Origin of the sequence: Bacillus cereus, from assembly GCF_002561295.1 — a bacterium.
Lineage (GTDB): Bacteria > Bacillota > Bacilli > Bacillales > Bacillaceae_G > Bacillus_A > Bacillus_A cereus_S.
This window is the reverse complement of record NZ_NTUG01000027.1, coordinates 19,948-42,777: the sequence shown is the minus strand read 5'-3', so window position 1 is coordinate 42,777 and position 22,830 is coordinate 19,948. Positions and strand designations below refer to the sequence as shown.

Below are 22,830 nucleotides of genomic sequence, written 5' to 3'. Positions count from 1 at the left end.
TCCCACCTCAAGATTTAGAGAGGCGCGAGGAAGATGGGGAGGAGAGGACCAGCCTGTAAAAGCCCGATTGGTTCAACTAATAATGAGTGAGGAATGAAAAATCCGCCACTCATTATTAGTTTTACTTTACCCATAAGTTGACCTTGAGTTAATGATTAACCCATAAGCTAGCCGTTAGTTTATACGGGATTTTATATATATGGAGTAAAGTAAATAAAGACAATGATTGCGTATAACCATTGATATAACGTGATGAATGAGAAACTGCATACGTAGGTGAAGAGGGTGCTTCACAGAATGCTGATAAGCAGGGGAGTGTTGGTGAGGAGAATTTCTGATAATAGGACGTTATGTTAACTTTCTATGAATATCATATACAACTAAAATTACACAGCAGATCTCTTTTTCTAAATGGTATAATTAGGAAAAGGGGGGCTCGAAATGAAGAAGTTTGCAGTATATCTTATTTTTTCATTTTTACTATCGGTACTTTTAAGTAGTTGTAGTTCAAATACAAGTTCAGAGGCAGATATATTCCAATATAAAGGCTCTTATATAGGTGATAACAGTGCAGTCAATAAAATAGTCAAGCAATTGTCACATAATAAGGAGTTAAGTCAAATTTCACTTGAAACAAAAAAAGAACCTTATGGAGTTGTTTTAGAGTATAAGGACATAGATGCTACAGAGATAGATAAAGAAATGAAAAAGACAGTTATAACTAATTCAACATACATGTTTGTTCTAATTCAAAATGTGGATTGGATTACGTTTAAGTTTACAGACCAAGAATTTTCAGTAACAAGAGAAAACCTAGAAAAGTGGTACGGTAAAGAATTATACAAATTTACAAACAAGAAAGATTTAAAAGACTTTATCCAATTACATTTGAAAGACGAAAATGAAGTGAATCAATGCTTTCAAAAATAAATCCGGTCTTACAACTTCCAATAACAATAATTATGTGAGCACGAAAGTCCTCCAGTTAAACAATCTGGAGGACTTTTAATAGTCTTCTAAATACATTGAATCCCTATAATGATGCGTTATGTTAACTGAGCATGTATGAAATATACATAAGGAAATGGATTCCAATTGGTTATACAATTAAATCATAAGATTCAGAAATAAACAAAACATAACCTAAAGAAAGGGGTATACATTAGTGATATTTGTCATTGCAGTTTTTCTCTTAATATTCTCCTATGATTTCACAAAAATAATGAAGCAAAACAAAATTATGATTGAACAAAACGATAAGATTATAAAACTACTAGAAGATATAAAAAATAAATAAAGTAAACTTCCAATAACGAATTTTACGTCAACTAGCACCTCTTGCGGGGGCTAGTTGTTTTTTTACAGTAGCAAAGATGAGATCCCACTTTTAGAAACTGTCTTAGCGTATAAAATCCTCATTTTGCCGTCAGTACCCCATGCCCATCAACTTAAGAGAGAAAACAAGATGAACTTTCGTTCATATAAACGAAAAAACTCTTAAAATATTTGGTATCTTTAAAAATGAGTACACCAAATAAACCTAGATAGGTACCGTTTTTAAAAATTATGCAGCTTTCTTTTGCTTTTTTCTGAATACGTAATTCCCTTTTTGCTTTCCGTATACACTTGTTTTTTCATACGTTCACGAAGTTGTTTTCCTGTTAATCGATACATAATCACCCTAGTGAATAGTTTTTTATCCTTTCCAATATAAGCATCTTTTATTTCATAGACCTGCCCTGGTTTTAAGGTATTCATAATGTTTTCTAAATCAACTTTGATGTACTGAGACTGTTTTTTTACTGTCCCATTTCGAAAGTATTGAGGAAATTCATTTTTTATATACACCCTATTGTTTAATTTGAGCCGTGATATATAATACACGCCACGTTGGTCCATTTGATCTAAATCATCCAGTGAATAATAGCCTAAATCCCGAATACATAGATAACCAGTACGTAATGTTGCTAAACATTTTGTTCCAAAGGTTTTATCATTATTTTTCCCTGCTTCCACTTGGAAATTTAAAAACTGGCCACTATGTAAATCATATTCTAACTGGATTTTTATACCCGCTGTTTGAGCACAACCACCTGATCCAGGATACACACTAGCTAAATGCTTTGGTACCTGGAAAATCGTTGCATCTAAAATACGAATTCGTTGAAAATAAGCAATTGAAGAGCTTGGAATCGCTGATGTTTCACAAATTTTACTTTTTAGTAATGTAGAAAAAATGTGTTTTAAAAAGCAAACAGCTTTTTTATTGAAACGTTTATTAAGTCCTTTTGGACTCATGATTGTTCCTGTAACAGCATGAAGTTGACTACATAGTCGTACTAAAGAATCACTCGCTACCCGTTGACTAATCCAAACACAGATAGTAGCTAAATCATGCCCTGAAAACTTACGCTTTCGTTGTACAAAACCTAGTTCTCTAGCAAGATTTTCTAAAAATGAAGGAGTAAGATGCTCATATAATTCTTCAGCAAATAATTGTAGTTCACTTTGAATCGAAAGATTCATAAAAAACTCCACCCTTTCTGCATATTTCTACAAAAAGAATAGCGATTTTTTCGTTTTATGGATACAAATTTTCTTTAGCTCTTGGTGGTAATGTGACTGAACCCCGATAATAGCAAATCGGTTGTATTATTACATTTTTTGTGGATTATTTTGCACTTCATGTCACAATTACTCCTTATATCCCATTTAAAAAGTGTGTGTTTGTGATAAAATTTACATATATAGGAATTACAGAGATTGATTGAGCTGAGTTTGGTACGTATATGTTATAAATGATAGGGAGGACATACATATGGATAGCATAATTTTCGATTTGGATGGAACTATTTGGGATTCTATAAACACTGTACTACTTGCATGGAATAGTATAGTTGAGGAAAATAAGCAAGTAGAAAAGAAATTAACAAGAAAAGACTTCGAAGGTACTATGGGACTTCAAATGGACGACATAAGTAGTAAGTTATTTCCAAACTTAGATTTAGACACTCGAACACAAATAATTAAACAGTGCTTTGAGATTGAAGGCGAATATATAGAGGAACACGGTGGAGTTCTTTATGCAAACGTGAAAGATGTACTATATAACCTTTCTAAGAAATATAAACTTTTTATCGTTAGTAATTGTCAACAGGGTTATATTGAGGGATTTTTCCGTTATCATCAACTTGAGAATTACTTTTTAGATTATGAAGTCCCTAGTAGAACAGGCCTTACAAAAGGAGACAATATCAAATTAATAATTGAAAGAAATAACCTTTCAAAACCTGTTTATGTTGGAGACACAGAGAGTGATCTAAATGCGTCTAGGTATGCGGGTATCCCTTTTGTTTACGCAAATTACGGTTTTGGAAATGTAGGTGAATATGATCAAGTTATAGAGAAATTTGATGATCTTTTAGACCTATTCTAAAGAATAATAACAAATGATTAAAAGAACTAACAGCAAAACAGAATAACGAGTTTTGATTTTAATATACTTCTCAGCTTGTCTGAGGGGTTTTTGTTTTTTTGAGGTAAAAGGAGCATCAGTGCTGGCAAGTAAAAAGTAGATTCGAATAAAAGGATAAAAAGTGCACGGTACAATTTTCGAAAATGTTTGTGAAAATCATTTTGATAATGATTTTTTGTAACATAATGGATTTATTTAAATCAAGCATTTTTCATAAGGAGTATCCCCAAATCACTATCAATCTAAAGTTATGAAGTACCCTCTAAACGAAAATTTTTATCTCTCTACAATTATTTGTAACCATTCAGCTTATTTTTTTCGTTTTGGGGGCGTATAAAATTCTTAAGTTGATGGGCATGCGTCAGTACCCCTACTAATGATGGCTTATTGAGCTATCTTTTTTGTTGTATGCTTCTTGTCACAGAGTCTGGTACGAAAGTGAAGTATTGAAATTTGAAGGAGACTACAAATTTCAATGCTCTTCATTATGTAGAATAGGATGATCAAGGGGAAAATTGTTCCTGTAATGTTTGAGATTTATGAAGCGCCTTACGGGACAGATCTATGCTGGCTATATGAAGCAGGAGTGCATATTGGTTTTTATGATATAGCCGCCGATAAAGAAGTGACAATTGATGAAGTTATAAAACAAAATTAATTTTAATAAGTAGTGCTATTTTATAAGTTCTTCAGCAGAAGGCAATAAAAAACCCCCTTATAAGCCCCTTGCAATCTCCTTATAAACCCCTACCAAGTAATAAATCATTAAATAAACAAAAGAAAAAACAACTACAAGAAAATAAAAAGTAACACGCTAGTAGTAGTAAAAAATTATAAAATAAATTCGCCAAATTCCTGCTTGTAATCCTATATATAGTAAGGAATGACCAATTTTTATATGTATCACTAAAAGGGCGGGAGGAAGAAATATGGGAGTATACCGGAGTGTACAGGTGAATTTTTGGCAAGATGAGTTTGTGCTTGATTTAACGCCAGAGGAGCGCTATTTTTATATGTATTTGCTAACATGTTCGAAGACGAGACAATGCGGAATTTACCCACTGCCATTACGTTTAGTAGAGATGGAAACGGGGTATAATCGTGAAACGGTTGAGAAGTTGTTACAGCGGTTTGTTGCGTATGGAAAGATATTATATGACGTGGAAACGAAAGAGTTATATGTTTTAAATTGGCTACGTTATAATCCTGTTACGAATACGAACATAGAAAAGTGTGTGTTACGTGAGTTAAAGACTGTGAAAAATAGTGAATTTGTACATATGTTTCTTCAAAGATGCCTCGAGGAAGGGTTGAATATTCCGCTATTGTTAGAACATTTCGGAATGCCTGTTGAAGCATCAGATGTGTTTTCGCAAGAAGTTGTTCAAGGTCATGAAGGGGATGAAGTAGTACAAGAAGTAGCGCTAGAAGTGGTAGAGGAAGAATTAAAAGAAGAGAATTCAGGTAGTAGTGTATTCACATTTTATGAACAAAATTTCGGTAGTGTGTCATCTTATGCAGTGGAAATATTAAGGGAATGGATGGGTAAGTTATCAGAAGGACTCGTATTAAAAGCACTTCAAATTGCGTATGAAAATAATAAGCGAACGCTTGCTTATGTGAAGGGGATTTTACGAGATTGGCATGGGAAAGGATATACGAAGCTCAGTGAAGTAGAAGAAGCGGCGGTGAAGTTTCGAAAGAAGGAGCCGTCTGGTATTTATGAGACAGAGGAATTTTTGAAAGAATGTGAAGAGTGGGAGAAGAATGTACCATCTGAAGAAGAATTGCAGAAATTTTTGCAGGAACAAGGATGGAAGCCGTGAGTGTTTAATATTTGAAATTGATGAAGTGACTTTAAGAGAAATGAATACATTTTTAGAAAGTAAAAACGATGAAGAAAAAATACTTATATAGCGGTGTAATCTTTGTAACAGTAGCATAGGAGTACGTAAAAGCTTCATAAAGAAAATCGGCTGTATCCAATGGGCGGTAGCTGATTTTTAAAAAAATAGAAAATCCAGTTGACACCCTCACTACTCAGTGTTACATTATACTTGTAATAAGTAATACTGAATAGTGTGTTTTCTCAAAAGCTGTTCAGTAAAAATTTCCCTTAGTACTCTGTTATACTGAATATAAGTCAGACAAAATAGAGGAGGTAAAGGAGGATTAGAACATGGAAAATTTAACTGAAATGCTGAAGGGCTCGCTGGAAGGTTGTGTGTTGGAAATCATTAGCCGCCGTGAAACCTATGGATACGAGATTACCCGCCACCTAAACGAGCTTGGGTTTACTGAAGTTGTGGAAGGGACGGTCTATACTATCCTCGTGCGATTAGAAAAGAAAAAACTTGTGAATATAGAAAAAAAACCGTCAGATATGGGGCCACCCCGTAAGTTTTACTCCCTTAATGAGGCTGGCCGCCAGGAACTTGAATTGTTTTGGAAAAAATGGGATTTTGTATCATCAAAAATCAATGTCTTGAAGTCAATCTAGCTTCATAAGATATTCCATCGGATATTTTTGGAGTGTCTTGTTCAGCTTTATAAAAAAAGGAGGAAAAATAACATGATGGAAATGTTCAAAAAATTGATTGGTGATAAAAAAGAGTACAAAATGATGATGGCACGGGTTGGAGTCCTGCCAGAGGACTACCAGTTTGTATTTAAGAAAATTCAAAACTACATGTGGAATTTCTCAGCGGGCAACGGGATGGATATGCTGCACATACAGTATGAATTAATCGAGTTGTTCGAAGCCGGTGCAGCAGAGGGGAGACAAGTGCTGGAAATCACTGGGGACGACGTGGCGTCTTTTGCTGACGAACTAGTGGCAAATGCTAAAACCTATGTCTCAAAGTATCGTGAAGATTTGAATCAGAGTATTATGAAACAATTGAGAAAAAAATAAATGCTATAGATATTACCGACTGATTAGCTGGTTATAAATGTGAATTGCCGCCATCGCTATTCAGTTATATTTTTAACCTAGTACTAAGTAATACAGAATATCAGTAAGACTAAATAGAGGGTATAGGTAATCTAGCTCTACAAACCACTTTTTAAAAGGAGGAAAAAAGTATGAGCAATGTAGCGATTTCTGTAAAAGGGTTAAAAAAATCTTTTAAAGATAAGGAAGTCTTAAAGGGGGTGGATTTTGAGGTGCAGCGTGGCGAAATTTTCGCGCTGCTGGGCTCAAATGGAGCGGGCAAGACGACGACGGTCAACATCCTCTCGACGCTGATGAAGCAGGATGGCGGTGAAGTAGGTATTTGCGGTTTTGACGTCCAGCGCCAACCGGATCATGTTCGCCAAAGCATCAGCCTGACAGGGCAGTTCGCAGCTTTAGATGGCATGCTCACCGGGCGAGAAAACTTAATGATGATCGCCAAGTTGCGTGGAGATTCCAATCCCGCTCAAGTCGCCGACAATCTGCTTACAAGATTCAGCCTGACTGATGCGGCTAATCGCCGAGCAGACCAGTATTCAGGCGGGATGAAGCGCCGGCTTGACATCGCAATGAGCCTAATCGGGATGCCAGCAGTCATTTTTCTCGACGAACCGACGACAGGGCTTGACCCTGAAGCGCGGATTGAAGTCTGGGATACCGTCAAGGAGCTTGCCGGCGGCGGCACAACCATCTTGCTGACAACCCAGTACCTGGAGGAAGCAGAACAACTGGCGGACCGTATCGCTATCCTGCATGACGGAAAAATCATCACGACCGGTACTCTTACCGAACTCAAAGAGATGTTCCCGCCAGCGAAAGTGGAGTACATCGAGAAGCAGCCGACATTAGAAGAAATTTTCCTCGCGATCATCGGTAAAAAGGAGGAGATGTAAATGAAAAGCAAAACAGGAGTATTACTAGGACGTTTAATGCGCAACATCATGCGCAGCCCCGATACGATTATTACGGTGGCGATTACGCCGATTATGATGCTGTTGCTGTTTGTCTACGTATTTGGCGGTGCCATAGAGACAGGAACGGACAACTACGTCAATTATTTATTGCCAGGAATCTTGCTGATGGCTATTGCATCTGGCGTTGCTTACACATCCGTGCGGCTGTTTACGGATGTAAAGAGCGGGCTGATGGCACGTTTCATTACCATGCCTATTAAGCGCTCGTCAGTATTGTGGGCTCACGTGTTGACCTCACTTGTTTCCAATGCGCTTACTATCGTGGTGGTTATCCTCGTTGCACTTTTGATGGGCTTCCGTTCCAGTGCTGATATTCTGGATTGGCTCGCGGTAGCTGGGATACTCGGGCTGTTTACGCTGGCACTGACATGGCTGGCGGTTATTCCCGGATTGACAGCGAGATCTATGGAAGGGGCGACAGCTTACTCGTACCCACTGATTTTCCTGCCATTTATTAGTTCGGCCTTTGTTCCCACTGAAACTATGCCTAAAATTGTCCGTGCGTTCGCGGAGAACCAGCCTGTGACTTCCATTGTGAATGCGATTCGTACCCTTTTGTATGGAGGGGCTGTTGGCAACGATATTTGGATCGCACTTGCTTGGTGTGTCGGTATCATGATCATCGCTTACTTCTTTGCCAGTAAAGCATTTAAACGCCAGTTAGGGTAAGTACACCATCGGTTTGGTGTCTCATGGCAACTGAATCTTCCTATATAAAAATAAAAGCACAGGGAAATTTTCCGTGCTTTTATTTTTTGTCATGTTCTTAAGGGAACGATTGTCGATGTAATACCTTCATATTATTGAACAATCGGGCGCAATTCTGGCATAAGAATTGTGCTTTTGTTTGTATATCGGGAATTGAAGAGGATCTAGTATTTTAGATCCTCTTTGTTTTTGAGTAAATGTAAATCTAAGCGTTAATTTGCATGAAAGTCACGATGTTTGCAGATACACTGCCTCACTCATTCGATAAATTTTTTGAATTATTATATAATAATGGCAACTTTAAATTGTTAAGTGTATTTCAACTGCTAGGAGTAGCGACATTGGAACTTGCTTGTTATATAAACGAGCGCATTCACGTTAAAATAGGAGGGGATTAAGTGATTACATTAAGGCCGATGAATAAAGAAGAATTTCAACTATACATTTCTGGTGCAATTGAGAGCTATGCAAAAAACAAAGTTACTTCAGGAAACTGGGGGGAAGATGAGGCAATCAATCTATCTAAGAAAGAATTTTCTAGACTGTTACCTAAAGATGAGAAATCTGAGCTGAATTACTTGTACTCTATTTTTCAAGACCAACAATTAGTCGGAATGATTTGGATTGCAAAAACATCAACGACAAATCCAGATCAAGGCTATATTTTTGATGTTATCATCTATGAGCCACACCAAGGACAAGGGTATGGTAAGCAAGCGATGAAAGAAATTGAAAGGATTGCCAAAGAATTAGGAATGAATAAAATTGCTCTTCATGTTTTTGGACATAACAAAGTTGCACGTAGGTTATATGAACAGTTGGGTTATGAAATTACAAATATAAATATGGTGAAGGTCATTTGAAAAAGAGACTGTGTAAGTGTATCAAAGTAACATTATAAAAATTTATGTCTAACTGAAATATAAAACGCTCATTTTGATTAATCTTTTTTCAAGTTGAGTGTTTCTTTTTGTTGTACGATTAATATTTGTAGCTTTTTATATGAGATTTTTATTATAGTTTTATATTTTGGAGATTTTTTATGGTGATATAGATATTTTTTGTTTATACCTTATTTTTGATAGAATGGAAAATAAATGGAAATTAAAAAGGAGATGGACATCGTGATTTATGATAAAGCAAAGTACTATTTTGATGATCTTCCAGAGGATCTGCCAATTGAACAAGCATATGTACATACCGGCATGTTTCTTGGGTGGATTATTGACAATCATTTATTTAGTAAAGCGTTTGAAGAAAGGTCTCGAGGTGATATTAATAAGTTCAATCTTAGACAAATGACTGGCACGCAAATCTATATAAAATGGGGTGGTGTGCTTGCAGATGACATGTTAAATGATGAGGGTAATCAATTTGCAATGTATTACTTTAATAGTGATAATGATTGGAAATATTTATATGATTATAGAGATGTTTTTGTAGATGCAGGCGATACACTTTATCATGCACAAGATACTTGGGAAAACTATTTTGAATTAAAAGAAGAGGTTGATTATAGCTATCTCAATTGGAACAACAACATACGGAAATCGTAATAACTTATTATCGGAAAAATGTAAAGTACTGTATGTTGTCCATGATAATAAGGTGAAGGTCCCTGCATTAAGTTCATTTGTTTTAAAAACAGAGAAACTGATTAAATAAGAATAAAAGATGTAAAAGAAGATTTTGTTTGAAATAAACAGTACCTACATCGAGATTGCAAAAGTTTTTTTGTTATAGACTATAAAGTAAAAGGTTGAAACACTCATAATCCACTCCTATTAATAAATTAACTATAATAATAGGGAATATGGAAAAAAGATGAAAAGTTGTAGAAAATATACTAAACTGAAAAAGTGAGAAAATTTTCATTAAACGGATAAAGTTTTAAGGGGAGTTTAAAATGAGTATAAAAGTAATAAGGGCAACAGGAATGATGGGCGGAGCTACAAGAGTGGCTTTAAAGGTAGATAATGAAGTTGTAATGAAATTAGAAAATAATGAAGAGTACATGCTTCCTTCTGATGTAACAGAAGCAAAGATAAAAGCAAATCAATTGTTTTTCGGAAGTAAAGAAAAGCAAGTGAAAAGTGGCGATATAGTCGAAATTAAGATTAATGGTCTAGCGATGCTGTTGTTTATCGTATCGTTAATAGCGGTGTTATTTGGTTCGACGATTGGTCCTAACGCTATTTTGTTTGGTGTAATCGGCTGTTTGGTAACGATTGTTTATTCAATCAATAATTGGTTTACGTTAGAAGTTAAATAATAGGAAGCAGCAGAGATTTTAAACTCTGCTGTTTTTTACATCATAATTATTTAAATAGTGTTTCGAATTCTAGTAATAAGTGAGTATCCATGTCTAAACTATTATTTCAAATCTATCACAGTAATTAACATATATATGGAGGGAATCTAAAGTGGAAAACTGGGAATACAATGAATTGTTTGAAGCTATTAATGAAGCCTATAATGATTTTTTGGCTTTAAATAGAGGATATAGATATGCAATAGCGAGGGCTGCTGATGAATATATAAACCTTGGAGAAATAGAAGACGTAATTGCAGATGTAGCTATAGGGGAAATCGTGTTAACTCATAACAAAGTTTTTATTGGATACATTGAAGGTATAACAAAGAGATTAAGTAAGTTTCATCCACTAGACGCAGTGGGGGAATTAACACAAGAAGAAATAAGAGATTTAACGAGTAGAATACATAAAGTGTTGGAAGGTCTTGAAAAAGTAGAGATTGATTATAATCCTTCAGCAGAATAATACGATGTATTCTCTTTCATATGGAAGAGGAGATAGTCAGTACAAGTTTAAAGGAACTCATTTATCGATTAAGCTTCCGGTGAATGTGGTAGTGTTTTGTTAGCTTTACATCTGTTAATTGATGTGTATTGTTATAGAAAGTAAAGGGGTGTATGTATATGACAATCCAATTTTGTAAGGAAGCAGTTGCATACTTAAAACCAATAGTAAAAGAGGAGGGAAATCAGTGGAAAAGTTTATGAAACAGATAGGGGATAAGACTTTCATTGCTCAGGCAGAAAAGATCTTCGCAGTGCAGGTAGAAGGATTATTTCATTTTTTAGCTGAAGTAGAAAATGATCGATTAATAGATGGGTTTTCTATACAAGTTGGATGGTCGATTTACTTTCTTGATAAAAGGGAAGATGGGTATCATATTATCGTACATGATTATACGAAGAATCCGTTTGAAGATATGACAGATGATTTGACGATTTCTTTATGGATATTATTAAACCAAGTGAGTTTTGTAAAGTCATTGACAATTGAAGGGGAGTTAATGCGCTTTTGTGATAAAATTGTTGCTGCTAAAAATGTATTGGAATTAGATGATATTTACTTGGAAAGAACAAAAGATTGTGAAGATGGTGACTCCGGTTGGTATATAGGCCCTGTTAATGACGAGCATGGTGCAGAAGAGTATGAAGCGTTTTATGCATATGAATTATTAAAATTGAAGCCTTCCCTTATTCAAGTATTAACATTGCCTTCTGGATATCTTGTAATCTTTGAAAAAGACGAATTAAAAGCAGTTGTAAATGAACGTAATGTTAACATTTTGGATAGGATTGAATTGAGGTAGAAGGTAGTGCTTTGTATTTAGTGATGAAAAAATTTTTTATTTTAGAGAAGTAGTTATAAAGCTCTCTTTGTTATTGAATTTGAAGAACAATAATCGATTATCAAATGAAAAGGTCCGCTAAGATGCGAACCTTTTTTACATATAAATTATAAAAATCTAATTGAGCAAAGGATCAATCATTACAATCGCAGTCTAAGTCTGAGCAATCACCACAGTCTAAAAGACCATCACCTGAATGTCTTTTTTGAGGCTTTCTTCTAAGATAAATACGTAATAATACTATGAATATAAAGCAAACAATAAAAGCGATTATAGCTTCTACATATTTTTTATGAATGATAAAACTGATGCCGCTGCCGCCGAATATGACAATGAGAAGGGAATAGATCCAAAACATATAAAATACCTCCAACCATTAAAATAAAACGATTCTAAGAGGCTATCCAACTAATACTTGATGAAATTAGTAGTGCCATGCCATTTCCACTTAGAAATCCAGTTGAAGCTCTTAGTGCGTTTGTGCTGCTTCTCCATCCCCATTTTTGGGTGAACCCATCGATTAACAATGGAATTTGAGCAAAGAAGGATAAAGCTAATACGAGAATAAAAGTAGGTGAGATCAAAAAATAAATCGGAAACAAAAGAAAACCTAAAAGTATGCCAGTACAACGTGAACATAAAGGTATATATTTTTGTAGTGAATGAAAGCTCCTTTCTGGTTTTCTGTGACAAGGAATTTGTGAAATATATCTATGTAACAATAAGGAACACCCTTTCTTTTGCTCCTTGTATTTTATGTATACTCAAAACAAATCACTGCTTTTCTTAATTCTTTATTGAAAAATAAGTATATATGATCCGCACCATAAGCTTGAAAAAAATAGCCTGTAGTAAATCCGATATATGTAAATAGATGACCATCTTCATCTTTCGGCACATACAGTAGATTGGTATAGGCAAAAATTTCGTCTTCGCTAGTGCAATCTTCCAATAATTCTTGGCCTTCTTCTGTCATAAAACGTATATCATCCAGAATTTCATTTACCTCGGGATAATCTAATCCCCAGCAACTTGTCTGCTTTTCGACAAACGCTGCTTCTACTGCTTCTACGGATGTAAATTCTTTTCCAAAGCTAGAATAGGGATAAATCTTGTGATTGCGTTGGAAAAATTCTTTACGGATTTGGTAGTCTTTTTCATTCTGTACATAGGCTTTCTCTACAATCTCGGAAGGGTTCTGCTCAATTTCAAAGTAATTCCAATCTGCTTCAAATTTATACTTTCCGTCTACGACATCAAAACCTAACGTATCTTCTTTCGTAAAATTCGTGTGAAACGGCCGGGTAAAATCACCAACGCACCCTTCGTGAATTTCCTTTGCTGATACAACATGTAACCATTGGTCCCATTCTGGTTCAATACATTGTAAGTTGATAGAACATATAGGCAAGAAGTGTTTTTTATGCTGTTCCAAATTATCATAAAATACTTCTTCATATGCAGGAAACGGTTTAATGAATTGTTTAGGAATGTTCATCGTTTTTCCCACCCTTATACGAGTTTTTTGTTTGATTTTATCATTTCATCTAATACTTTTGGAATTTTCTTTTTCAACTATACTGCTTCAATAGGTAAACATAAAGTATGTCTATGTAAAAAAGGGATAGGAGGATAATCCCTTTTTTTGTCGTATTCGACGAAATACGACAACTCATAAAAACTTTATTTGCTATGATATTTTTTGGAATATTATATTTTTATCATAAGTTATAGTAGCAATTCTTTCTATTGTTTTTGGAGGAATTCACGTTACAAACATCATGACAATATTAGTTAGAATCAAAGTGTTTATTCAGAGGGGAATGGATAGAAGATGAACGACATGGAGAAGTATCGTGAAAAAATTAAGGTGATTTCTTTTAATAGAGAACAAAATAGAATGGTGGAAGTAGAAGAAAGTAAAATGACTTTCGCCGATGTTGGTGGACTGGAAGAGGTTAAGAAGAAAATTAATATGGATTTTATTATGCCAATTAGAAATCCTGAGTACTTTCAAGCGTTTGGTAAGAAAACGGGTGGAAGCTTGCTATTCTATGGGCCTCCTGGTTGCGGGAAGACATTTTTAGCACGTGCGGTAGCTGGGGAAATTGATGCGAATTTTATCCATTTAGAATTGCAAGCGATACTTTCTATGTGGACGGGTGAGTCTGAGAAAAATTTACATGAGATTTTTGAGGAAGCGCGAAGAACAAAGCCATGTATTTTGTTTATTGATGAGTTAGATGCATTTGGTGGAAATAGACAAAAGATGGGTTCCCATCATCAGCGGACACTAGTAAATCAATTGTTAGTAGAAATGGATGGGAGTAATTCTTTTAATGAAGGGGTTTATATTATTGGTGCAACAAATACACCATGGTATATTGACCCTGCATTGCGCCGTCCAGGACGATTTAACTCTCTTGTTTTTGTTGCACCGCCGACTTATGAGGAACGATTAACAATACTGGATTTGAAAACGAAAGATAAGCCGAAAGCAGAATTACAGCTTGATATGGTCGCAAAGTATGCAGAGCATTTTTCAGGTGCTGATTTAACGTATTTAGTTGAAGATGCGATTAATCAAGCGATTCAGCGTTCATTTGAAACAGGACAATTACAACCTCTTTCAAATGAAGATTTGCTAGAAGCAATGAAAAAACGGCAGCCAACGACTTTAGATTGGTTTTCAACAGCGAAAAACTATGCGACATTTAGCGATGTGAATAAGGATTTTGATAAAGTGCTAGATTACATGGAAGAACATAGATTGAAATAGTAGGTAAGAAGTAGGGGATGACGGAATGGAAGACAATTTTAGAAGGATTTATTATTTGCTGAAACTTGGTGATGTTGAGCGTGCCAAGGAAGAGGCGGAACTTATGGTTAGGGAAGACCCAGAAGATGTTTATGGATATCTTAGTTTAAGCTATGTATATTTTTATGGGCTTCATGAAATTGAAATTGCAAGTGAATATATAGACGAAGCGCTTAAATTAGATCACTTAAATGAGTTTGTTCTTTTAGCGGGATTAGATATTTTTACTGCGCAAAGTAATTTGATAAGATTAAGAGAAATAGCGGAAATTGGTATAAGAAACTATCCTGAAGAGGCACCATATTATTTCTATATGAGCGAAGCTGTCAGGCATCTTGAAGGACTAAAGGATGTACTTGTTTACCTAGAAAAGGCGATAGAATTAGACCCTGAAAATGAAATGTATGTAGGTAGGTATGCTTATATTCTTTTGAAATATTTCCCAAAACAAAAAGAAAAGGGATTAATGGCTGAAAAGCGTGCTTTAGAATTAAATCCAGAAAATATAGCAAATCTTTTCTATTTCGCAAGTATAGCGAAGGAGAATGGGAATTTTAAAAAAGCAAGAATGCTAGCTGAAACAGCGATGAAGCTAGCTCCAAATGATGAAGATGTTAGAGGGATATATAAAGATACAATTGTAACAAAAAATAAATTTTGCGCTTTTACTATGGGATGTTCACAAATTTTAGGACGAGCTTTTTCTAAATTTTGCTCGTTATTTGGATTTGTATATGATCTAAATCAGTATGTGCATACGCTTTTAATCGCATTAAGTTTTATTGGATGGCTTATTCTTCCTATATATGTGATAGGGTGGTATGCAGGTATGATCTATTTTGTTGTTCTTGTGATGTGTCTTGTTTCTTCTATCGTTAAAGGGAAGATATATAAAGAAGTTGGACTAAGTATGCCTTCGGATTGGAGAAGGAATCTGCGCCAGAATCAATCTATTAGAGAGCGAGAAATCTCTAATATGACACGTGAAGTGGTGAAGGTAGAGACTGGAGATGTATCGACACAAAAGCTGTCACCAGAAGAAATTGAGTCGCAATTAGCAAGTTTTTGGGGAAAAGAAGCCGTGTTTGAAAAGCAACAAGCCGAAGAAATAGAACCTACGGTTGCTCGGTCCCGCTTATCGTCTGAAGAGCATAAACAAATTCAATCGTATTCAGATATTAAATCTCCACGTTATAATAAATGGGGTATTTTCTTAGTAATCATTTTTTCTGTCACTCTTATTTATCGTGTTGAGAAGTTGTACAACCTGTATCAGAGGGAAGCTGGAAATACGACGCCGGATATTAGCCAAGAAACAAAACAAGCGATTGTTACATATCAGGATAGAGCGCTGGAAGAGCAAAAAGAAAAATTCAATAAGTATGCGGTAGAATCTATTGTATATTCATTGAAAGAAAGTGATTTTAGCGAGGACTCTCTTCGACAATTTGTTGAAGAAGGTTATGTTCCAGTTGTGATGGAAAAGATTGGCCAACCTAACGCCCAGAAATTTAAAAATGTACATCTAGCTAAATTTTATAAAGAAGGAACAATTACATATGCATTATTGCAAGATGAGGAGAGCTCGTTTATTTTAGAAATCCGAGCAACAAAAATAAGTCGCATTTATGGTGAAAGTTGGGACAATCGTGAGCGGGAGATGCAGAGATATCATGAACTAATCGCGAAAATTGATACACAAGGTATTTCGGTAGGAACAAAATAAGACCATATAGGTTAAATCGTCTATTTTTATATAACAAGTAAGGAGGACGAATGTCCTCCTTTTCGTTTTTACTGAATGTTGAGGTAGGGATATTACTGCTCGCTAATGCTTGATAAATTTAATTAAAAAATAAGCAAGTTTTTTGATTTGTTACATATATTCTAGTGAAAGGCCTTTCACCATTTTATCACCTAGGGGGCAATCATAATGAAATTTTTGTCTTACCTTACAGTAATTCTGGTGATTCTTGGCGGTTTGAATTGGTTATTTGTGGCGCTCGATTATAATGTAGTCGAGGAATGGTTCGGATCTACGCCAGCTGTTGTAGATACGTTCTATTGGTTGTTTGGGCTTTCTGCTATTTATCAAATTTATGATCGTTTCTTTACGAACAATTAGCTATTATACATTTATGATGGGGTGTTAAGCGAAATGCTTAACACTTTTTTGCATGGTTATGAATACAAATGCATCTGCAAACGGTTCCAGTGCGTCTTACGCCTTAATAAAGTAAAACAAATTGACCCTATATTGTATATGGGGTATAATTCAGAAAGTTTAAAAATTAATAAATATAAAAACAGGGAGGTCGTACGGTTGATGGAAAGAGTGTACAATTTTTCAGCAGGACCATCTATACTCCCTTTGCCAGTGTTAGAAAAAGTGCAAAAGGAGCTTTTAAATTACAGCGGGACAGGCATGTCTATTATGGAAATGAGTCATCGTTCTTCACAGTTTCAAAGTATTATAGATGAAGCGAGTAGCTTACTTCGTGAATTGATGCATATTCCTGAGAATTATGATGTTTTATTTTTGCAAGGAGGAGCATCCCTGCAGTTTTCAATGGTTCCATTTAATCTAATGAATGCACATAAAAGGGCTGGATATATCATTACAGGTTCATGGTCTAAGAAAGCTTTGCAAGAAGCCAAAAAAATAGGTGAAGCTGAAGTGATTGCTTCATCAGAAGAAGAGCGCTTTTCAAAGATTCCGCATGTCGACGTTTTAAAAGTTCCGAAAAAATTAGATTATGTACATATCACAACGAATAACACAATTGAAGGAACGAAGTACGTCGAGTTACCACAATTAACGGATATTCCACTTATTGCTGACATGTCTTCGAATATTTTATCGGAAGAATATGATGTAGAGAAATTTGGGTTGATTTATGCAGGAGCACAAAAGAATTTAGGACCTGCGGGATTAACAATTGCAATTATGAAAAAAGATTTAATTGGTAAAGCGGATCCTTCTTGTCCGACAATGTTAAATTATGAAACTTACAGTAAAAATAATTCCTTATATAATACACCGCCATCTTTTAGTATTTATGTGACGAAGCTAGTACTAGAATGGTTGAAGGAGCAGGGCGGCGTATATGCGATGGAAGAACAAAATAGAAGAAAAGCAGCTATTCTATATGATTTCTTAGATGAATCAAAATTATTTACTTCACCGGTTGACCCAACATATCGTTCACTTATGAATATTCCATTTACAACACCATCTAATGATTTAAATGAACAATTTTTACAAAAAGCGAAAGCATTAGGTCTTGTTACGTTAAAAGGACATCGTTCTGTAGGGGGAATGAGAGCGAGTATTTATAATGCAATGCCAGTAGAAGGCGTTCAAAAATTAGTAGATTGTATGAAGAAGTTTGAGTTAGAGAATAGATAGGGAGATGGGGAAATGTTTCGCATTCAAACGTTAAATCAGATTGCAGAAAAAGGGTTGCAAATTTTTGAAAAAGCGAGATATGAAGTTGGAGAAGCGATAGAACATCCAGATGGTATTCTACTTCGCAGCTTTTCTCTACATCAAGAAGAATTTTCAATGGATGTAAAGGCAATCGCAAGAGCAGGAGCAGGTGTAAATAATATTCCTGTAGAACGTTGTACAGAAAGAGGAATTGTTGTTTTTAATACACCAGGGGCAAATGCAAATGCGGTGAAAGAACTCATTCTTGCGAGCCTTATTATGTCATCACGTAATATTATAAATGGGGTTGGCTGGACAACGAAATTAGAAGGTGAAGAAGTTCCGCAGCTTGTAGAAGCAGGAAAAAAACAATTTGTCGGTTCAGAGATAGCAGGGAAACGACTGGGTGTGATTGGACTTGGTGCAATTGGTGCGCTCGTCGCAAATGATGCATTATCTCTTGGTATGGATGTTGTTGGATACGATCCGTATATATCTGTTGAAACAGCATGGCGTTTATCAACGCACGTACAGCGCGCATTTAGTTTAGACGAAATATTTGCGACATGTGACTATATTACGTTGCATATTCCACTAACAGACCAAACGAGAGGTATTATTGGAGAACACGCTGTACAAACGATGAAAAAAGGTGTCCGTCTCTTTAACTTCTCAAGAGGAGAACTTGTGGATGAAATTGCGTTAGCGAAAGCTTTAGAAGAAGGAATTATGAATCATTACGTAACGGATTTTCCAAATGAAAATGTTATAAAAATGAAAAATGTGACGGCAACACCTCACTTGGGAGCTTCTACTTATGAGTCTGAAGAGAACTGCGCAGTGATGGCTGCCCGCCAGTTACGTGATTATTTAGAAACAGGAAACATTCGTAATTCAGTCAACTATCCTAATGTGGAACTCCCTTATGTTGGAAAGAAACGAATTACAATTATGCACCAAAACGTTCCGAACATGGTAGGGCAAATTACAGGATGTTTAGCGGAGCACCATATTAATATTGCGGATATGATAAACCGTAGTAAAGGCTCTTTTGCATATACAATGATTGATATTGATAATGGGATTGATGATATAATTAAAGAAAATGTAGTTGAAAACATAAAGGAAATTACAGGTGTCGTAGCTGTTCGAATGATTGTATAAAGGAGAGATAGATTTGGCTACAATTCGACCGTTTAGGGCAATTCGTCCAGTATCTGATAAGGCTGCACAAGTTGCAGCACTGCCGTATGATGTGTTAAATAGTGAAGAAGCAAGAGAAGTTGTAAAGGGAAATCCATATTCCTTTTTACATATTGATAAAGCTGAAATAGACTTAGACCCATCTGTTTCACCATATGATGACAGCGTATATGAAAAGGCAAGTGGGAATTTGCAACGTTTTATACAAGAGGAAGTATTCATACAAGATGAAGAACCATGTTTTTATATTTATCAATTAACGATGCAAGGAAGAACGCAGTCTGGACTTGTTGTTTGTACATCAATCGATGAGTATACCGATAATACAATTAAAAAGCATGAGCGGACCCGTCATGAAAAAGAACAAGATCGCATTCGTCATGTAGATGTATGTAATGCGAATACAGGGCCTATTTTTTTAACATATCGCACAAAAGAAGAAGTATCAAAATTTATTGCAACTTGGCAAGAAAATCACATGCCGATTTATCAATTTACTGCGGATGATGGTGTGGAACATGTCATATGGAAAATCGCAGAGGCTAGTGCGATTTCGGCATTAGTAGAATCATTTGAAGAGATTTCATCTTTATACATTGCGGACGGACATCATCGTTCAGCATCTGCGGCGAAAGTTGGACTTATGCGTAGAGAGCAGTATCCGAATTATACGGGGGAAGAAGAATTTAATTTCTTTTTATCCGTTTTATTCCCTCATGATGAACTATCGATTTGGGATTATAATCGCGTTGTGAAAGATTTAAATGGTTTATCAGAAGAGCAGTTTTTACAGCAAATTGCACAATATTTTTATGTGGAAGAAGTCGGTGCATCTTCTTATAAACCAAACGAATCAAAAACATTTGGTATGTATTTGGATCAGAAGTGGTATAAACTCACTGTGAAAGAAGAAACATATGATGCTCATGATGTTGTAAAACGTTTAGATGTTTCTATTTTACAAGATCATTTGCTGAGCCAAGTGTTACAAATTCATGATCCGCGTGCAGATAGCCGCATTGATTTTGTAGGTGGTATTAGAGGATTAGAGGAGCTAGAGCGCCTTGTAAATCGTGGTGATTACAAAGTAGCGTTTTCTTTATATCCAACATCAATGGAAGATTTATTAGCAATTGCAGATGCGGGAGAAGTTATGCCACCAAAGTCCACTTGGTTTGAACCGAAGCTTCGTAGCGGACTTATTATACATTCTTTAGAATAGAGAAAAGACAGCACATTATGTGCTGTCTTTTTCCGTGTATTGAAAAATAAGAATCAACAGACATTTGATTTTTGTCGTTGTGTCGATATATTTAAAACTCGCTGATCTTCTTTTTCTTGCAAAAAACACAATTGTTTCTTAATGTAAGGATGTAGAAGGATAAACAAGGAAGGATTTAACGACTATGATACATATTTTATTAGCGGATGATGATAAGCACATTAGAGAATTATTACATTACCACTTACAAAAAGAAGGGTATAAAGTTTTTGAGGCTGAGGATGGAAAAGTTGCGCAGTCTATATTAGAAAAGGAAAATATTCACCTTGCTCTTGTCGATATTATGATGCCGTTTGTGGATGGCTATACGTTATGCGAAGAAATTAGAAAGTATCATGATATACCTGTTATTTTATTAACTGCAAAAGATCAATTGGTGGACAAAGAAAAAGGATTTGTTTCTGGAACGGATGATTATATTGTAAAACCATTTGAGCCAGCAGAAGTGATTTTCCGTATGAAAGCTTTACTTCGCCGGTATCAAATGCTGAGTGCGGACGTCATTACACTGCACGGAACAACAATTGACCGAAAAAGCTTTGAGGTGAAATGTAACGATCAAACGATTTTACTTCCTTTAAAGGAATTTGAATTGTTATCACAACTGGCAGGTTATCCTGGTAGAACCTTTTCAAGGGAAGAACTAATCGAACTTGTTTGGGGCATTGACTTTGAAGGGGATGAACGTACGGTTGATGTTCATATTAAACGTCTTCGTGATCGTTTTTCGAAGCGAACAGATGATTTTCAAATTAAAACGGTACGTGGACTTGGTTATAAGTTGGAGTTGAAATAAAATGAAATCACTTTATTCTAGATTTGTATTGATTACGATTGGGATTATGTTACTTAGCAGTATCATTGGTTTTTTATTAACAAATGTTTATTATCAAGTGAAATTAAAACCGTATAATAGCGAAAAGATTTTACGTTATGCAGAGGAAATAAAGGATTTGTATGAAAAACAAAGTGAAGAAACGAAGGAAGAATATTTGCAGTCCATCGCAAAATTAGGGTATGAGATTTATGTAGTAGATGACCAAAAACATGGGAAACGGATTGGAAATGCTTTTCGGAAAACGAAAATTAGCGATGCAACAATTGAGGAAGTATTGCAAGGGAAAACATATAACGGTGTATCTACGTATCCAACGCGTTTATTTATAACAGGATTTTTTGATAATGAATTAATTAATAGTGTTGGTGTTCCGCTGAAGCATGGCGATAAGCAATATGCTTTATTTATTCGTCCTGATATTCAGCAGCAATTCGGTGAAATGAGGATTTTCTTAGCGGTGTTGTTAGGATTTATTGTTGTATTAAGTATCGTTTTTATCGCTATTGCAGCACGTTATATCATTCGACCGATTCAAACATTTACAAAAGCGACGCAAAAGATTGCAAGTGGCGAATATGATATTGAGTTAGAAGAAGGACGAAAAGATGAAATTGGAACATTAGCTATGAGTTTTAAAAAAATGACAAAAAGTATAAAAGAGTTAGACGAAATGAGACAAGAGTTTGTTTCCAACGTGTCTCATGAATTTCAGTCGCCGCTTTCCTCTATTCAAGGTTTTTCGAAAACATTACAGTCTGAAAACGTGACAGAAGAGGAACGAAAACATTATTTGCAAATTATTGAGGGAGAAAGTAAGCGAATGTCTAGTTTGTGTAAACAGTTACTTACACTCGCTTCTCTTGATAAAGAAGAAACGGTTCTTCAAGTGAAAGAGTTTCATTTGCAAAAACAAATAAAAGATGTCGTTTTTATGTTGGAATGGAAGTGGCGCGAGAAAGATATAGCAGTTGAATTTGACGTGCCAAACATGAATATAACAGGTGATGAGAACTTACTTCACCAAGTGTGGGCAAATCTATTTACGAATAGTATTAAGTTTACAGATCAAGGCGGAACGATTGAGTTTGCTGCTAGAGAGCTAGAAAATAGCGTAGAAATTTCTATTTCAGATAGCGGGATTGGTATGGAGCAAGAAGAGATAAATCGCATTTTTGATCGGTTTTATAAAGTGGATACAGCAAGGGCCCGCAATATAGAAGGAAGTGGCTTAGGTTTATCTATTGTACATAAAATTGTTGAACTGCACCATGGGATAATTTCAGTGGAGAGTAAGAAAGGTGAAGGTACGACGTTTCGGATTGAAATTCCGAAATGATGAGAAGGGCTGATTTAAAGAGAGAATCTTTAAATCAGCCCTTTTTTTATAGCGTAAAGTGATGCGAACGTAGGTGGAAGATTGCGTTTTTTACTCATGCTTCTTTATATATTGAAGAATAAAATGAATATATCAATAAAGTGGAAGGGGCAA

24 protein-coding genes and 1 pseudogene are annotated in these 22,830 nt (G+C 35.4%); 22 read left to right on the top strand and 3 right to left on the bottom strand.

From position 1 onward, the window contains the following. The first annotated feature begins 441 nt into the window (after positions 1-441). On the top strand, positions 442-930 hold the full coding sequence (locus CN373_RS15935; RefSeq protein WP_098359696.1) for a DUF4825 domain-containing protein: 489 nt from the start codon (positions 442-444) through the stop codon (positions 928-930). A 645-nt stretch (positions 931-1,575) separates the two neighbouring features. Here the strand turns inward: CN373_RS15935 and CN373_RS15930 are convergent. Then, a pseudogene (locus CN373_RS15930) lies at positions 1,576-2,526 on the bottom strand (IS4 family transposase); the annotation flags it as partial. 292 nt (positions 2,527-2,818) lie between these two features. Between CN373_RS15930 and CN373_RS15925 the strand changes: the two are divergent. From CN373_RS15925 to CN373_RS15870, 13 genes are all read left to right on the top strand, one after another. After that, complete coding sequence (locus CN373_RS15925) at positions 2,819-3,436, top strand: HAD family hydrolase (protein ID WP_098359695.1); 618 nt, start codon at positions 2,819-2,821, stop codon at positions 3,434-3,436. 565 nt (positions 3,437-4,001) lie between these two features. Further along, on the top strand, positions 4,002-4,133 hold the full coding sequence (locus CN373_RS26035; RefSeq protein ID WP_272952043.1) for a hypothetical protein: 132 nt from the start codon (positions 4,002-4,004) through the stop codon (positions 4,131-4,133). A 271-nt stretch (positions 4,134-4,404) separates the two neighbouring features. Continuing rightward, positions 4,405-5,301, top strand: coding sequence for a DnaD domain-containing protein (locus CN373_RS15915; protein WP_098359694.1), 897 nt, complete (start codon positions 4,405-4,407; stop codon positions 5,299-5,301). A gap of 353 nt (positions 5,302-5,654) precedes the next feature. Next, positions 5,655-5,975 (top strand): PadR family transcriptional regulator, encoded by a 321-nt coding sequence (locus CN373_RS15910; protein WP_000429490.1) that lies wholly within the window; start codon positions 5,655-5,657, stop codon positions 5,973-5,975. A gap of 72 nt (positions 5,976-6,047) precedes the next feature. Continuing rightward, on the top strand, positions 6,048-6,389 hold the full coding sequence (locus CN373_RS15905) for a DUF1048 domain-containing protein (protein ID WP_000970404.1): 342 nt from the start codon (positions 6,048-6,050) through the stop codon (positions 6,387-6,389). A 170-nt stretch (positions 6,390-6,559) separates the two neighbouring features. Then, positions 6,560-7,321: an ABC transporter ATP-binding protein gene (locus tag CN373_RS15900; protein ID WP_098359693.1), complete on the top strand. Its 762-nt coding sequence runs from the start codon at positions 6,560-6,562 to the stop codon at positions 7,319-7,321. Beyond that, positions 7,322-8,071, top strand: coding sequence for an ABC transporter permease (locus tag CN373_RS15895; RefSeq protein ID WP_000837796.1), 750 nt, complete (start codon positions 7,322-7,324; stop codon positions 8,069-8,071). A gap of 260 nt (positions 8,072-8,331) precedes the next feature. Beyond that, positions 8,332-8,508, top strand: a complete 177-nt coding sequence (locus CN373_RS25590; protein ID WP_157632423.1) for a hypothetical protein — start codon at positions 8,332-8,334, stop codon at positions 8,506-8,508. Then, positions 8,509-8,973 (top strand): GNAT family N-acetyltransferase, encoded by a 465-nt coding sequence (locus tag CN373_RS15890; protein ID WP_000631805.1) that lies wholly within the window; start codon positions 8,509-8,511, stop codon positions 8,971-8,973. A gap of 252 nt (positions 8,974-9,225) precedes the next feature. Continuing rightward, positions 9,226-9,666, top strand: coding sequence for a hypothetical protein (locus CN373_RS15885; protein WP_176540929.1), 441 nt, complete (start codon positions 9,226-9,228; stop codon positions 9,664-9,666). A 350-nt stretch (positions 9,667-10,016) separates the two neighbouring features. Next, entirely contained in the window at positions 10,017-10,382 is a 366-nt protein-coding gene (locus CN373_RS15880) for a hypothetical protein (protein WP_000025024.1), read from the top strand. A 151-nt stretch (positions 10,383-10,533) separates the two neighbouring features. Next, positions 10,534-10,890 (top strand): Imm3 family immunity protein, encoded by a 357-nt coding sequence (locus CN373_RS15875; protein WP_000432842.1) that lies wholly within the window; start codon positions 10,534-10,536, stop codon positions 10,888-10,890. A gap of 226 nt (positions 10,891-11,116) precedes the next feature. After that, positions 11,117-11,731, top strand: coding sequence for an immunity protein Imm33 domain-containing protein (locus tag CN373_RS15870; protein WP_098359691.1), 615 nt, complete (start codon positions 11,117-11,119; stop codon positions 11,729-11,731). A gap of 431 nt (positions 11,732-12,162) precedes the next feature. On the opposite strand, the gene CN373_RS15860 is transcribed toward CN373_RS15870, so the two are convergent. Together CN373_RS15860 and CN373_RS15855 are read right to left on the bottom strand one after the other, a co-directional pair. Continuing rightward, positions 12,163-12,477, bottom strand: a complete 315-nt coding sequence (locus CN373_RS15860; RefSeq protein WP_425290458.1) for a DUF2085 domain-containing protein — start codon at positions 12,475-12,477, stop codon at positions 12,163-12,165. Between the two features lie 47 nt (positions 12,478-12,524). Further along, on the bottom strand, positions 12,525-13,268 hold the full coding sequence (locus CN373_RS15855) for a siderophore biosynthesis protein (protein WP_098359690.1): 744 nt from the start codon (positions 13,266-13,268) through the stop codon (positions 12,525-12,527). Positions 13,269-13,604: 336 nt separating this feature from the next. On the opposite strand from CN373_RS15855, the gene CN373_RS15850 reads away from it, so the two are divergent. The 8 genes from CN373_RS15850 to CN373_RS15815 all read left to right on the top strand — a co-directional run bounded on the left by CN373_RS15850 (position 13,605) and on the right by CN373_RS15815 (position 22,677). After that, complete coding sequence (locus CN373_RS15850) at positions 13,605-14,549, top strand: ATP-binding protein (protein ID WP_000999216.1); 945 nt, start codon at positions 13,605-13,607, stop codon at positions 14,547-14,549. 25 nt (positions 14,550-14,574) lie between these two features. Then, positions 14,575-16,314, top strand: coding sequence for a hypothetical protein (locus CN373_RS15845; protein ID WP_098359689.1), 1,740 nt, complete (start codon positions 14,575-14,577; stop codon positions 16,312-16,314). A 207-nt stretch (positions 16,315-16,521) separates the two neighbouring features. Further along, positions 16,522-16,713 (top strand): DUF378 domain-containing protein, encoded by a 192-nt coding sequence (locus tag CN373_RS15840; RefSeq protein ID WP_000670798.1) that lies wholly within the window; start codon positions 16,522-16,524, stop codon positions 16,711-16,713. 201 nt (positions 16,714-16,914) lie between these two features. Then, a complete protein-coding gene (serC, locus tag CN373_RS15835; RefSeq protein WP_000442925.1) occupies positions 16,915-17,997 on the top strand; it encodes a 3-phosphoserine/phosphohydroxythreonine transaminase in 1,083 nt (360 codons plus the stop codon). 12 nt (positions 17,998-18,009) lie between these two features. Further along, the gene (locus tag CN373_RS15830; RefSeq protein ID WP_000488488.1) at positions 18,010-19,182 is read left to right on the top strand and encodes a phosphoglycerate dehydrogenase; all 1,173 of its coding nucleotides are present in this window, start codon (positions 18,010-18,012) and stop codon (positions 19,180-19,182) included. Between the two features lie 13 nt (positions 19,183-19,195). Next, entirely contained in the window at positions 19,196-20,443 is a 1,248-nt protein-coding gene (locus CN373_RS15825) for a DUF1015 domain-containing protein (protein ID WP_098359688.1), read from the top strand. A 184-nt stretch (positions 20,444-20,627) separates the two neighbouring features. Continuing rightward, complete coding sequence (locus CN373_RS15820; protein ID WP_000581349.1) at positions 20,628-21,299, top strand: response regulator transcription factor; 672 nt, start codon at positions 20,628-20,630, stop codon at positions 21,297-21,299. Between the two features lies 1 nt (position 21,300). Next, positions 21,301-22,677, top strand: a complete 1,377-nt coding sequence (locus CN373_RS15815) for a sensor histidine kinase (RefSeq protein WP_098359687.1) — start codon at positions 21,301-21,303, stop codon at positions 22,675-22,677. The last annotated feature ends 153 nt before the right edge of the window (positions 22,678-22,830 follow it).